Raw genomic sequence first — 12,536 nt, 5'->3', positions numbered from 1 at the left:
CATGAACGGTGAGGATGGTTTCCGAATCCGGCCCGGCCGCATCCGCTCATCGGGCGCCCAGCGGGCCAGGCCCTTCATCGCGCAGGCGCTTGCCGCCGCCCAGAAGGCCGGCGCTCGTATCTCTCGCACCGGCCGGATCAGTCCGGGTAATCGCTCGACCTTCGGGCGTGGCCGCTCGGCGAGCGTGCGCGCCAATCGTCTCCTCACCGGCCGCTCGCGAACCGTGATCATCAAGACACGGCTGGTGCGACATCACGCGCGCGCCGCGCCGCTTGCCGCCCATCTCAGCTATCTGCGCCGCGAGGGCGTCACCCGTGACGGGGAGAAGGCAAGGCTGTTCGGGCCGGAAGTCGTGGAGGTGGATGGCGGTGCTTTTGCCGGGCGGTGCAGCGATGATCGGCACCACTTCCGCTTCATCGTCTCGCCGGAAGATGCCGTCGACATGGCGGATATCAAAGCCTTCGCCCGCGATCTAATGGGCCAGATGGAAAAGGACCTCGGCACAAAACTGGATTGGGCTGGCGTCGATCACTGGAACACCGATAACCCGCACCTTCACATCATCCTGCGCGGCCAGACTTATGACGGGCAGGATCTTGTGATCTCCCGCGATTACATCAAGGAGGGGATGCGCGCCCGCGCCGCCGACCTCGTTACGCAGGAGCTCGGCCCGCGCACCGATCACGACATCCGCCGCAATCTGCAGCGTCAGGTCGAGGCCGAACGTTGGACCCAGCTTGACCGGCAGCTTGTTCGCGATGGCCGCGACACAGGCGTTGTCGACCTTGCCTCCGCCGCGAACGCTCAGCCCGATGAGTATCACGTGCTGAAGGTCGGGCGGGTGCGCAAGCTCGAAACCCTCGGCCTTGCCGAACAGGTCGGCCCGGGCCAGTGGATGATCGACGACAAGGCCGAGGCGACGCTGCGCGAGCTTGGCGAACGCGGTGACATCATCAAGCGTATGCACCGCGCCCTGACAGAACAGGGCATTGAGCGCGGCTCCGCGAACTATGTGCTGGCAGCGGAGCGCCTCGACACGCCGATCGTCGGTCGGTTGGTCGACCGCGGCCTCGATGATGAGCTGAAGGGCAGTGCCTACGCCGTGGTCGATGGCACCGACGGCCGCACACATCACATCAAGCTGTTCGACCTCGATGCCGCGGGCGACAGCGCTCCGGGTTCGATCGTCGAACTGCGCAAGTTCCATGACGCGCAGGGGCATCCGCGCGCAGCACTCGCCGTCCGTTCCGATCTCAACATTGAGCAGCAGACAACCGCCGCCGGCGCCACCTGGCTCGACCGCCAGAACATTGCCCGCGAACCGATTGCGTTGTCGGAAGGCGGCTTCGGCGCCGAGGTGCGGCAGGCGATGCAGCGCCGCGCCGACCGTCTCGTCGAACAGGGCCTCGGCGAGCGGCATGGCCAACGCATCAGCTTCACCCGCAACCTGATCGACACGCTGCGTCGCCGCGAGTTGGAGGCGCTCGGCGAAAAGCTCTCGGCCGAAACCGGCCAGCCTTTCAACCGCGCCCGCGGCGGCGCATATGTCACCGGTTCCTACCGGCAGCGCTTCATGCTCGCGTCGGGCCGCTTCGCCATGATCGATGACGGCCTCGGTTTCCAACTGGTGCCCTGGACGCCGTCTCTCGAAAAGCATCTTGGCCGCCACGTCTCTGGCGTCGCTCGCGATGACGACGGCATCGACTGGAGTTTTGGCCGCAAGCGAGGCCTCGGCCTCTAACCTCTTTGTGAAGAAAGGACTGCTTCTATGTCCGCCACCAAGATACTCTGGGGCCAGATCCTCGCGGTCGTCGCGATCGTGATTTTCACGACCTGGGGCGCGACGGAGTGGGTGGCCTGGCGCCTGGCGTTCCAGCCCGAACTCGGCAGGCCATGGTTCCGTGTCCTGGGCTTTCCGTTTTACCTTCCGCCGTCCTTCTTCTGGTGGTGGTATGGCTTCGATGCCTACGCGCCGTCGATCTTCGTGGAGGGAGCCTTTATCGCGGCTTCCGGCGGTTTCACCTGCGTCGCCGTCGCCATAGGCATGTCGGTCTGGCGGGCTCGCGAGGCCAAGAAGGTCGAGACCTACGGCTCCGCCCGCTGGGCCGACAAGCAGGAGGTCAAGGCAACTGGCCTTCTCGGCCCCGATGGTGTGGTGCTTGGGCGATATGACGGCGCCTATCTGCGCCACGACGGACCGGAGCATGTGCTGTGCTTTGCGCCTACACGTTCGGGCAAGGGTGTCGGCCTTGTCGTCCCGTCGCTACTGACCTGGCCGAGCTCAGCCGTCGTCCACGACATCAAGGGCGAAAACTGGCAGCTCACCGCGGGCTTCCGCGCCAGGCATGGCCGGGTCCTGCTGTTTGATCCAACCAATCCGAAATCCTCGTCCTACAACCCGCTGCTCGAGGTGCGCCGCGGCGAATGGGAGGTCCGCGACGTCCAGAACATCGCGGACATCCTGGTCGATCCAGAAGGCTCGCTCGAGCGGCGAAACCATTGGGAGAAAACCAGCCATGCCCTGCTGGTGGGCGCGATCTTGCATGTGCTTTACGCCGAGCAGGACAAGACGCTTGCCGGCGTCGCCGGCTTTCTTTCCGATCCGAAGCGTCCGATCGAATCGACGCTGTCCGCGATGATGAAGACAGCGCATCTGGGTGAGGACGGTCCGCACCCGGTCATCGCCAGCGCCGCGCGGGAGCTCTTGAACAAATCCGACAACGAGCGCTCTGGCGTGCTCTCCACCGCCATGTCTTTCCTTGGCCTCTATCGCGATCCTGTCGTGGCCGAGGTCACGCGCCGCTGCGACTGGCGCATCAGTGACCTCGTCGGCGACAAGCATCCGACGACGCTCTACCTCGTCGTGCCGCCGTCCGACATCAACCGGACCAAGCCGCTCATTCGCCTGATCCTCAATCAGATCGGTCGCCGCTTGACAGAAGATCTGCAGATGAGGGCGCAAGGGCACCGGCTGCTCCTGATGCTTGACGAGTTTCCGGCTCTTGGCCGCCTCGACTTCTTTGAGTCAGCGCTCGCCTTCATGGCCGGCTACGGGCTGAAAAGCTTTCTGATCGCTCAATCCCTCAATCAGATCGAGAGGGCGTACGGCGCGAACAACTCGATCCTCGACAACTGCCATGTCCGGGTAAGCTTTGCCACCAACGATGAGCGCACCGCCAAGCGGGTGTCCGACGCGCTGGGAACAGCGACGGAGATGAGGGCCATGAGGAACTACGCCGGCCACCGGCTGTCGCCGTGGCTCGGTCATCTCATGGTCTCCCGCTCGGAGACGGCTCGCCCTCTGCTCACGCCGGGTGAGGTGATGCAACTCCCGTCCACTGACGAGATTGTCATGGTCTCGGGTGCGCCGCCGATCCGCGCCAAAAAGGCGCGCTATCATGAGGATGCTCGCTTCCGGGAGCGTATCCTGCCGCCGCCGGTGCTGGCAGCGGCGGCGGAGGAGGGGAGGCCAGACGACTGGACGAAACTGCCTCTGCCTTCCCGTCCGCAGCTTGTTGAAGCGACGTCGGCGCCGTCGGCCACGGATGACGACACAACTGATTCCGAGCGTCGTCGGCAACCTGAGCTCAGTCGCGTCGAGCAGGTCGTAAAGCCTTCGACCGAGAACGAATTCGAGATCGATCGCCTAGACGACGTGGAGGACGAGGTTGCCCGCAACCGTCGACTGACGCGTCTGATGCAAGGTATTGCGCGGCAGGCGTCGCTCGACCCCGGCGACGGCGTGGATATGTGAGGCTCCCATGGCAAAGCCACCCCGCAAACAACGCCTGTCCGTCTATCTCGATCCGAAGGTCATGAGCAGCCTGGCCGAACATGCGGCGCGCCGTGATTTGTCACGGTCGCTCGTCGCCGAGGCAGCCATCGAGTCGTTCCTCTCACCCGATGCCGCCGAGCGACAGGAGGCGGCGATCACCAAGCGGCTTGACCAGCTCGATCGCCGTATGACACGCCAGGAGCGCGATGTCGCAATTGCCGTGGAGACTCTCGCGGTTTTCGTCCGCTTCTGGCTGGCGACCACACCGGCTTTGCCCGAGCCAGCGGCACAGGCCGCCCATGCCAAGGCGGGCGAGCGCTATGATGCCTTCGTCACCGCACTCGGCCGGCGCCTGGCCAGAGGTCCAAAGCTTCGGCAGGAAGTCTCCGAGGACATCGATGGCGGTCTGGACACACACCAGCCCGGCATGCCCGTGCGCTAAATGGACTGGCGGACTGAGATTTTGAAAGCATCGATTGTCAAAACATATCAAAGCGTTGGAACGATATGTTGTCATAGAACGCGTTTTGCCAACCTGTCGAGTTTGGCAGAAGAGAACTAGACAGCCGCAGGGTGGGGTCGCTTATACGGGAACCATGTTGGGCGAGAAACCCGCAATTTCAGATCCGTGATTGCAAGAGGGCCGCCCTTCATGAGCTTCTATGACCAACAGCCGTCTGGTCCGGACCAGCTATTTTTCAGTGACCCAAGCGTGTCAGGTTTTCGTTGAAAAATTATAGTCTGTATGCTATGAGGCAAGGCCGAATGAAAAACCAAAAGCCCACGGTATGGATGGGGTCGTCGAAGGACGACCTGCGCGAGTTTCCGGTCGATGTTCGCCGGTTGATGGGTGTCGCAATCAACGACGCCCAGAATGGTGAGGAGCACCCGGCTGTCAAAGCCCTGAAAGGGTTTGGGGGCCGCAGCATCCTTGAGGTGGTCGATGACTTCGACGGAGATACCTACCGCGCCGTCTACACCGTCCGCTTCGCTGGTATGATCTACGTCCTTCATTGCTTCCAGAAGAAGTCGAAGAAGGGCAGGGAGACGCCCAAGCACGAAATCGATCTCGTGACAGTGCGATTGAAGGCGGCCGAGGCGCACTACCGCGAAAACTATGGGAAAGGAACAAAGTCGTGACAGAAGACATCACCGCCGAAGTGAGCAGCGGCAACGTGTTTGCGGACCTCGGCTTTGACAATCCCGAGGAGGAATTGCTCAAGGCCAAGCTGGCCCGCGAGATCCGCGCCATTATCAAGCGCCGGCGCCTGACCCAGGCGAAGTCGGCTGAACTGCTCGGAATGAAACAGCCGGACGTCTCCGCGATCGTCACCGGGCGAACGGGCAAGTTTTCAATAGACAGGCTGGTTCGCTGTCTGGACCGGCTCGACTACAAGGTCGACGTGGTGGTTCGCCACAAGACTCGACGGTCAACTCGTGCTGAAGCCGCTTGATCGGACGGCTTTGCCGGCGAGCGGACAATTGAACCAGGACGGTAGGATTAGCGAAAAGCACGGGAAGACGAAGGTGGACACCCTTCGTCAGACCTACGGTGAAAATTTCGCAGCTGGGCTTCGCAGCGACTCGACGCTATCGACGGTGTTGCAGCGCGCCAGCGTCGGCTCTCTAAGCCCCGTACCTAAGGCGCGCGCTTAGACCTCAATCCAAGCGTAGGCGGCACCAAAGATCCCGAACGTCAGAGCAATAAACCAAGCCCATCCCTTCAACGAGGCGCGCACGTCTTCAGGTTTTGCGCCTTTTTCGTTGTCGTAGTCGTCCATGATCAGGCTCCATGTTTTCGATCTTGGGTTTGGTACAAAATCAAGAGACGCTGGGCAACCCTCGTAGCTGTCGCAGCGGATTCGCCTTTGTACGGCGTGATATGCGCAGTCTAATTCGTGGATTGCGGGTACCGGCCTGTCGAGGACCATATAGATAATCGCCGTACCTAAAGCAGAACTAATAATTGCCGCCTTGCGCCGTTTACGTCGGCACCGCCGATCTCCTGTATTTGCACGCTACGCCACTACGCCTCGACATAGGTGTTGAAACCACTCGAGATACGGCTCTCTTAATCATCCCCGTCCAGGGGCCGCCGATGTTCCCCGGATCGAAACGGGGACAGGATGGCAGCTTCGCCTCACAATTCAGAAGGTCTGGCTCGCGGCGCACGCATGTTGCGCACAGCGCTCGGACCCGCGATCGCGCGCTATCTCGACGACGCCGGCATCGTCGAGGTGATGCTCAATCCCGATGGGCGTTTGTGGATCGATCGCCTGTCCGAGGGATTGTCCGACACAGGAGAGCGCCTGTCGGCGGCGGACGGCGAACGCATCGTCCGCCTCGTCGCTCATCATGTCGGTGCCGAGGTCCATGCCGGCGCCCCACGTGTCTCGGCCGAGCTGCCCGAGACGGGGGAGCGGTTCGAGGGGCTTCTTCCTCCCGTCGTCGCGGCGCCCGCCTTCGCGATCCGCAAGCCCGCCGTCGCCATCTTCACCCTCGAAGATTATGTCGCGACCGGGATCATGTCGGCGCAGCACGCGGACGCGCTGCGCCAGGGCATTGCCAACCGCGCGAACATCCTCGTTGCAGGCGGCACATCCACTGGCAAGACCACGTTGATCAACGCGCTGCTCGCTGAAGTGGCCAAGACCGCCGATCGCGTCGTCATCATCGAGGATACGCGCGAACTGCAATGCGCCGCGCCAAATCTCGTGGCAATGCGCACGAAGGACGGTGTCGCGTCGCTCTCCGATCTCGTTCGTTCGTCGCTGCGCCTGCGCCCCGACCGCATTCCGGTCGGCGAGGTGCGCGGAGCCGAGGCGCTCGAGTTGCTCAAGGCCTGGGGCACCGGCCATCCCGGCGGCCTCGGCACGATCCACGCCGGCAGCGCCATTGGCGCGCTCCGACGCATGGAGCAGCTCATCCAGGAAGCCGTCGTCACGGTTCCACGCGCGCTGATCGCCGAGACTATCGACCTGGTTGCCGTCCTTTCCGGCCGCGGCTCCGCGCGCCGTCTGTCCGAACTCGCCCGTATCGATGGCCTGCGCCCGGACGGTGATTACGAGGTCGCGTCAGCCGTTATCGAGGGCGACGACAGCCCGACCTTGCTCATCCAAAGCCCTGAAGGAGAAAATCCGTGATCCAACACCTGCGCCTCGCGCGCCATCGTCTCGCCATGACAGTTTTCGTTCCCACGCTCATCCTAGTGATGGCCGCGCCCGCTTTTGCCTCCGGCTCGTCGATGCCGTGGGAACAACCGCTGCAACAGATCCTCCAGTCGATCGAGGGCCCGGTCGCCAAGATCATGGCGGTGATCATCATCATCGTCACCGGCCTGACGCTCGCCTTCGGCGACACGTCTGGCGGCTTCCGCCGGCTCATCCAGATCGTGTTCGGCCTGTCCATCGCTTTCGCGGCGTCGAGCTTCTTCCTGTCGTTCTTCTCGTTCGGCGGCGGAGCGCTGGTCTGATGGCGGGCGCTGTCGAACAGGGCGGCCCAATGCCGGACTACGCAGTGCCGGGTTATGCGGTCCTCGTGCACCGGGCGCTGACCGAGCCGATCCTGCTCGGTGGCGCCCCGCGTGCCATTGCCATCATGAACGGGACGCTCGCCGGCGCCGTGGGGCTGGGGCTGCGCCTGTGGCTCGTCGGCATAGCCATCTGGGCGATCGGCCATGTCGCCGCCGTCTGGGCCGCCAAGCGCGATCCGCTTTTCGTCGACGTCGTTCGCCGGCATTTGCGCATCCCAGCGCATCTCACTGTTTGAGCGAGGTCGCACCGATGATGAACCTTGCCGAATATCGCAACCGTAGCAGCCGGCTCGCCGACTTCCTGCCCTGGGTGGCATTGGTCGGCGCCGGCGTCGTCCTCAACAAGGATGGCAGCTTCCAGCGGACCGCGCGCTTTCGCGGCCCCGATCTCGACAGCGCCGTGCCGGCAGAACTGGTCGCCGTCGCCGGCCGGCTCAACAATGCCTTTCGCCGGCTCGGCTCCGGCTGGGCGATCTTCGTCGAAGCGCAGCGCCATGCCTCGACCCGTTATCCCGACAGCAGCTTTCCGGATGCGGCCTCGACGCTGGTCGACGCGGAGCGCAAGGCGGGCTTCGAGGAGGCTGGCGCGCATTTCGAGTCCAGCTACTTCCTGACGCTCACCTATCTCGCGCCCGCCGAAGACACTGCGCGAGCGGAAAGCTTGCTCTACGAAGGCCGCGAGAAGAGGGGCCTCGACCCCAATGCGGTGCTGACCGGGTTCGCCGATCGCAGCGACCGCGTCCTGCGCCTTGTCGAAGCCTTCATGCCGGAGTGCCGCTGGCTCGATGACGCCGAGACGCTGACCTATCTGCATGGCTGCGTCTCGACCAATCGCCACCGTGTCCGCGTGCCCGAAACGCCGATGTATCTCGATGCCATGCTGGCTGACCAGCCGCTGACCGGCGGGCTCGAGCCCCGGCTTGGCGCGTCGCATCTGCGCATTCTCACGGTCACGGGGTTCCCGACCGCGACCACGCCGGGTCTGCTCGACGAACTGAACCGGCTGGCCTTTCCGTATCGCTGGTTGACACGCGCGATCCTGCTCGACAAGACCGATGCCACCAGGCTGCTGACAAAGATCCGGCGTCAATGGTTCGCCAAGCGCAAGTCGGTCGCGGCGATCCTCAAGGAGGTGATGACCAACGAGGCGTCCGTCCTCGTCGACACCGACGCCGCAAACAAGGCCGCCGACGCCGACATGGCGCTGCAGGAACTCGGCGCCGACTATGCTGGCATGGCCTATGTCACCGCGACGGTGACGGTTTGGGATGATGATCCCCACGCCGCCGACGAAAAACTGCGCCTGGTCGAAAAGGTCATCCAGGGCCGCGATTTCGCGGCGATCATCGAAACCATCAACGCCGTCGACGCCTGGCTCGGCAGCCTGCCGGGTCACGTGTACGCCAACGTCCGTCAACCTCCCATCTCCACCCTCAATCTCGCCCACATCATCCCGCTTTCCGCGGTGTGGGCGGGGCCGGAACGGGACGAGCATTTTGCAGCGCCCCCTCTGCTCTTCGGCAAGACCGAAGGCTCGACCCCGTTCCGGCTTTCGCTTCACGTCGGCGACGTCGGCCACACGCTGATCGTCGGCCCGACCGGCGCCGGCAAGTCCGTGCTGCTGGCACTGATGGCGCTGCAGTTCCGCCGCTATGCAGGGTCACAGGTATTCGCCTTCGATTTCGGCGGCTCGATCCGCGCGGCCACACTCGCCATGGGCGGCGACTGGCATGATCTCGGCGGCGATCTCAGTGATGGGGCGATCGACAGCGTCAGCCTTCAGCCGTTCGCCCGCATTCATCATGTCCCTGAGCGCGCCTGGGCCGCCGACTGGATCGTGTCGATCCTGACGCGGGAGAACGTGGCGATCACGCCTGAGGTTAAGGAGCATATCTGGACGGCGTTGAACTCCCTGGCGTCCGCGCCTGTCGAGGAGCGCACCATCACCGGTCTGGTCGTCCTGCTGCAATCAAATGATCTCAAGCAGGCATTGCGTCCCTATTGCGTTGGGGGTCCCTACGGCCGCCTGCTCGATGCCGAGCGCGAACATCTCGGATCGGCGTCGGTCCAGGCATTCGAAACCGAAGGACTGATCGGAACGGGTGCTGCGCCCGCCGTCCTGTCCTATCTCTTCCATCGCATCGAGGACCGGCTCGATGGCTCGCCAACACTTCTCATCATCGACGAAGGCTGGCTTGCGCTCGACGATGATAGTTTTGCCGGCCAGCTCCGCGAATGGCTGAAGACGCTGCGCAAGAAGAACGCCAGCGTCATCTTCGCCACGCAGTCGCTCAGCGACATCGATGGTTCGGCAATCGCGCCGGCGATCATCGAGAGCTGCCAGACCCGGCTTCTGCTGCCGAACGAGCGCGCCATCGAGCCGCAGATCACGGCGATCTATCGCCGCTTCGGCCTCAACGATCGGCAGATCGAGATCATCGCGCGGGCGATGCCGAAGCGCGACTATTACTGCCAGTCCCGTCGCGGCAATCGGTTGTTCGAGCTCGGCCTGTCGGATGTGGCGCTCGCGCTCTGCGCCGTATCCGCCAAGACCGACCAGGCCGCGATCTCCCGCATCGTCGCTAAGCACGGCCGCGCCAATTTCCTCGCTGCCTGGCTCAACCACCGTGGCGTCGGCTGGGCCGCTGAACTCGTTCCCGCCCTAACCAGCCCCGCCCTCACCAACAAGGAGAAGTCCCCATGAAACTGCGCCGTTCCCTTGGCATGCGGCTCGCTGCCGCCCTGCTTGTCGCTCCCGCCGCCGTCGCGCCGATGCTGGCGACGCCGGCACACGCCTTGATCGTGTTCGATCCCTCCAACTATTCGCAAAACGTCCTGACGGCGGCGCGCTCACTCGAGCAGATCACCAACCAGATCACCTCGCTTCAGAATGAAGCGCAGATGCTCATCAACCAGGCCCGCAATCTCGCAAGCCTGCCGTTCTCCTCGCTGCAACAGCTCCAGCAGTCCGTGCAGCGTACGCAGCAACTGCTCGGTCAGGCGCAGAACGTTGCCTATGACGTCCAGCAGATCGATCAGGCCTTCCAGCAGAAATACGGCAACGTCTCGCTGTCGGCTTCGGATCAGCAACTCGTCGCCGACGCGCGATCGCGCTGGGGCAACACTGTCGGTGGCCTTCAGGACGCCATGCGTGTGCAGGCGGGCGTCGTCGGCAACATCGAAACCAATCGAACGCAGATGTCGGCGCTGGTCGGCCAGAGCCAGGGTGCGACCGGAGCGCTTCAGGCAACACAGGCCGGCAACCAGCTCCTCGCGCTTCAGGCGCAGCAGCTCGCCGATCTCACCGCGGTCGTCGCCGCGAACGGTCGGGCGCAGGCGTTGCAATCGGCCGAACAGGCCACCGCCGCCGACCAGGGCCGGGAGCAGCGCCGCCGCTTCCTGACGCAGGGCTCGGGCTACCAGCCCGGCAGTGCGCAGATGTTCTATGGCAACAACTGAGGCCGGCGCGATGGATGGCAAGATCCTCGCTCGCATCGGCGCAGTCGTCTTCATCGCGGTCGCTTTGACAGTGACCGCGATCGAAATGAGCAGCAAGGACGAGCAGCCTGACGCTATTGCGACGCGGGGCCGTCCCTTGGCGTTACAAGACCCGCTCGCGGCCGAATTGCGCCGCTGTACCGGGATCGGCGAGGCCGGCCCTCGCGATCCCGGCTGCCTGAAAGCGTGGGCAGAGAGCCGGCGCCGGTTTCTCGGTCAACATGACTCGGCAACCGCGCCTGCTGCCGTTGCCCCGAAAACGTTATTCCCTGATGTGCCGGCGTCAGCCGACCGGAAAGAAGGGGAGGGGACGGATGTGACCGCTCCCGCGATGCAGGTCGAGCCGCCTCGGCCGGAGATTCGCTGATATGGGTGGCATGGGGGTCATCGACCATTTCCTCGAAGTCTTCACGCGCTACATCGACAGCGGCTTCGGCCTGCTCGGCGGGGAGGTCGGCTTCATTGCCACAACCCTGATCGTCATCGACGTGACGTTGGCTGCGCTCTTCTGGTCCTGGGGGGCGGACGACGACATCATGGCGCGCCTCGTCAAGAAGACGCTGTTCGTCGGCGTCTTTGCCTATCTCATCTCCAACTGGAACAATCTCGCCCGCATCGTCTTCGAAAGCTTCGCCGGGCTTGGCCTGAAGGCCTCGGGTACGGGCTTTACCGTCAACGATCTCATGCGCCCGGGCAAGGTGGCGCAGACCGGGCTCGACGCCGGCCGGCCGTTGCTGGACTCGATCTCGAACCTGATGGGCTATTGGTCCTTCTTCGAAAACTTCATCCAGATCGCCTGCATGTTCTTCGCTTGGGCGCTGGTGCTGCTGGCCTTCTTCATCCTCGCGATCCAGCTCTTCGTCACCCTGATCGAGTTCAAGCTGACGACGCTCGCCGGTTTCGTGCTGATCCCCTTCGGTCTGTTTGGCAAATCCGCCTTCATGGCCGAGCGGGTGCTTGGGAACGTCATCTCGTCCGGCATCAAGGTGCTCGTGCTCGCCGTCATCATCGGCATCGGCTCGACCCTCTTCTCCGAGTTCACCTCGGGATTCGGCGGCACCACGCCGTCGATCGACGATGCCATGGCGATCGTGCTGGCCGCGCTGTCACTGCTCGGCCTTGGGATCTTTGGACCGGGCATTGCCAACGGTCTCGTCTCCGGCGGCCCGCAGCTCGGCGCGGGCGCGGCGGTCGGCACCGGGCTCGCCGCCGGCGGCATGGCAGCAGTGGGCGCGGCGGCCGCCGGCGCCGTCGTGTCCGGCGGCGCGGCTGTTAGCGGCGGCGCAGCCGCGGCGGCCCGTCGCGGTGCCGCGACCGCGGGCAGGGCATCCACAGCCTACCAGCTCGGCGCGGCCGGAGAGTCTGGCTTTTCCAGTGTTGCATCCGGGCTCGGCGGTGTCATCAGCGCCGGTGCCCAAGGTGCCGTCTCACCGCTCAAGCGCGCGGCCAATCATGCGGCAGGCAGCATGAAGCACAGCTACCAGTCCGGCGCTCGCGCTGCCTTCGAGACGACGGGCGGATCATCCACCGCCGGCACAGTCGGCGCGAACACCCCCGAAGCCGGCTCCGCTCCCGTCGCGTCCTCCGCCACGGAAGGTCAGCCCGCCTGGGCTAAGCGCATGAAGCGCTCGCAACAGATGACCCATGGCGCCCAGGCCGCCGCTCACGCCGTTCGCAGTGGCGACAGCCATGGCGGCGGCTCCTCGATCAACCTCTCTGAAAGTGACTGAG

Annotated in this window: 13 protein-coding genes; 12 read left to right on the top strand and 1 reads right to left on the bottom strand. The window is 64.2% G+C overall.

Annotated features, from left to right (window positions below):
* The first annotated feature begins 1 nt into the window (after nt 1).
* The 5 genes from NKH29_RS13400 to NKH29_RS13380 all read left to right on the top strand — a co-directional run bounded on the left by NKH29_RS13400 (nt 2) and on the right by NKH29_RS13380 (nt 5,229).
* Nucleotides 2-1,741, top strand: a complete 1,740-nt coding sequence (locus NKH29_RS13400; protein WP_352999770.1) for a relaxase/mobilization nuclease domain-containing protein — start codon at nt 2-4, stop codon at nt 1,739-1,741.
* A 27-nt stretch (nt 1,742-1,768) separates the two neighbouring features.
* A complete protein-coding gene (locus NKH29_RS13395; protein WP_352999768.1) occupies nt 1,769-3,754 on the top strand; it encodes a conjugal transfer protein TraG in 1,986 nt (661 codons plus the stop codon).
* A gap of 7 nt (nt 3,755-3,761) precedes the next feature.
* On the top strand, nt 3,762-4,217 hold the full coding sequence (locus NKH29_RS13390; RefSeq protein ID WP_352999767.1) for a ribbon-helix-helix protein, CopG family: 456 nt from the start codon (nt 3,762-3,764) through the stop codon (nt 4,215-4,217).
* A gap of 350 nt (nt 4,218-4,567) precedes the next feature.
* A complete protein-coding gene (locus NKH29_RS13385; RefSeq protein ID WP_502911257.1) occupies nt 4,568-4,915 on the top strand; it encodes a type II toxin-antitoxin system RelE/ParE family toxin in 348 nt (115 codons plus the stop codon).
* A complete protein-coding gene (locus NKH29_RS13380; protein WP_352999763.1) occupies nt 4,912-5,229 on the top strand; it encodes a helix-turn-helix domain-containing protein in 318 nt (105 codons plus the stop codon). The genes NKH29_RS13385 and NKH29_RS13380 overlap by 4 nt, the downstream gene beginning before the upstream one ends.
* Nucleotides 5,230-5,427: 198 nt before the next feature.
* On the opposite strand, the gene NKH29_RS13375 is transcribed toward NKH29_RS13380, so the two are convergent.
* The gene (locus NKH29_RS13375; RefSeq protein WP_352895648.1) at nt 5,428-5,556 is read right to left on the bottom strand and encodes a hypothetical protein; all 129 of its coding nucleotides are present in this window, start codon (nt 5,554-5,556) and stop codon (nt 5,428-5,430) included.
* A 345-nt stretch (nt 5,557-5,901) separates the two neighbouring features.
* Here NKH29_RS13375 and trbB point away from each other — a divergent pair, with 345 nt between their 5' ends.
* Genes trbB through trbL form a run of 7 tightly spaced genes read left to right on the top strand, consistent with a single transcriptional unit; the run spans nt 5,902 to nt 12,535 of the window.
* Nucleotides 5,902-6,918 (top strand): P-type conjugative transfer ATPase TrbB, encoded by a 1,017-nt coding sequence (trbB, locus tag NKH29_RS13370; RefSeq protein WP_352999762.1) that lies wholly within the window; start codon nt 5,902-5,904, stop codon nt 6,916-6,918.
* Nucleotides 6,919-6,953: 35 nt separating this feature from the next.
* On the top strand, nt 6,954-7,247 hold the full coding sequence (locus NKH29_RS13365; RefSeq protein ID WP_352999936.1) for a TrbC/VirB2 family type IV secretion system protein: 294 nt from the start codon (nt 6,954-6,956) through the stop codon (nt 7,245-7,247).
* Nucleotides 7,247-7,543: a VirB3 family type IV secretion system protein gene (locus NKH29_RS13360; protein ID WP_352999761.1), complete on the top strand. Its 297-nt coding sequence runs from the start codon at nt 7,247-7,249 to the stop codon at nt 7,541-7,543. The genes NKH29_RS13365 and NKH29_RS13360 overlap by 1 nt, the downstream gene beginning before the upstream one ends.
* A 14-nt stretch (nt 7,544-7,557) precedes the next feature.
* Nucleotides 7,558-10,011: a conjugal transfer protein TrbE gene (trbE, locus tag NKH29_RS13355; protein WP_352999759.1), complete on the top strand. Its 2,454-nt coding sequence runs from the start codon at nt 7,558-7,560 to the stop codon at nt 10,009-10,011.
* A complete protein-coding gene (gene trbJ, locus NKH29_RS13350; RefSeq protein WP_352999757.1) occupies nt 10,008-10,766 on the top strand; it encodes a P-type conjugative transfer protein TrbJ in 759 nt (252 codons plus the stop codon). Before trbE ends, trbJ begins: the two co-directional genes overlap by 4 nt.
* Nucleotides 10,753-11,172 (top strand): putative entry exclusion protein TrbK-alt, encoded by a 420-nt coding sequence (gene trbK-alt, locus NKH29_RS13345; protein ID WP_352999755.1) that lies wholly within the window; start codon nt 10,753-10,755, stop codon nt 11,170-11,172. Before trbJ ends, trbK-alt begins: the two co-directional genes overlap by 14 nt.
* A 1-nt stretch (nt 11,173) precedes the next feature.
* The gene (gene trbL / locus NKH29_RS13340; RefSeq protein WP_352999753.1) at nt 11,174-12,535 is read left to right on the top strand and encodes a P-type conjugative transfer protein TrbL; all 1,362 of its coding nucleotides are present in this window, start codon (nt 11,174-11,176) and stop codon (nt 12,533-12,535) included.
* The last annotated feature ends 1 nt before the right edge of the window (nt 12,536 follow it).

The organism is Mesorhizobium sp. M1295, from assembly GCF_040318135.1.
In the GTDB taxonomy this organism is placed as follows: domain Bacteria; phylum Pseudomonadota; class Alphaproteobacteria; order Rhizobiales; family Rhizobiaceae; genus Mesorhizobium.
The sequence above is the reverse complement of the archived record's forward strand: the minus strand, read 5'-3'. Positions and strand labels throughout refer to the sequence as shown.

Bases quoted from the DNA above. Each gene is read 5' to 3' on its own strand.
- trbL (WP_352999753.1), top strand. From the start codon at position 11,174: ATGGGTGGCATGGGGGTCATCGACCATTTCCTCGAAGTCTTCACGCGC.
- trbE (WP_352999759.1), top strand. From the start codon at position 7,558: ATGATGAACCTTGCCGAATATCGCAACCGTAGCAGCCGGCTCGCCGAC.
- NKH29_RS13365 (WP_352999936.1), top strand. From the start codon at position 6,954: ATGACAGTTTTCGTTCCCACGCTCATCCTAGTGATGGCCGCGCCCGCT.
- NKH29_RS13385 (WP_502911257.1), top strand. From the start codon at position 4,568: ATGGGGTCGTCGAAGGACGACCTGCGCGAGTTTCCGGTCGATGTTCGC.
- NKH29_RS13400 (WP_352999770.1), top strand. From the start codon at position 2: ATGAACGGTGAGGATGGTTTCCGAATCCGGCCCGGCCGCATCCGCTCA.
- trbB (WP_352999762.1), top strand. From the start codon at position 5,902: ATGGCAGCTTCGCCTCACAATTCAGAAGGTCTGGCTCGCGGCGCACGC.
- NKH29_RS13390 (WP_352999767.1), top strand. From the start codon at position 3,762: ATGGCAAAGCCACCCCGCAAACAACGCCTGTCCGTCTATCTCGATCCG.
- NKH29_RS13360 (WP_352999761.1), top strand. From the start codon at position 7,247: ATGGCGGGCGCTGTCGAACAGGGCGGCCCAATGCCGGACTACGCAGTG.
- trbJ (WP_352999757.1), top strand. From the start codon at position 10,008: ATGAAACTGCGCCGTTCCCTTGGCATGCGGCTCGCTGCCGCCCTGCTT.
- trbK-alt (WP_352999755.1), top strand. From the start codon at position 10,753: ATGGCAACAACTGAGGCCGGCGCGATGGATGGCAAGATCCTCGCTCGC.
- NKH29_RS13395 (WP_352999768.1), top strand. From the start codon at position 1,769: ATGTCCGCCACCAAGATACTCTGGGGCCAGATCCTCGCGGTCGTCGCG.
- NKH29_RS13375 (WP_352895648.1), bottom strand. From the start codon at position 5,556: ATGGACGACTACGACAACGAAAAAGGCGCAAAACCTGAAGACGTGCGC.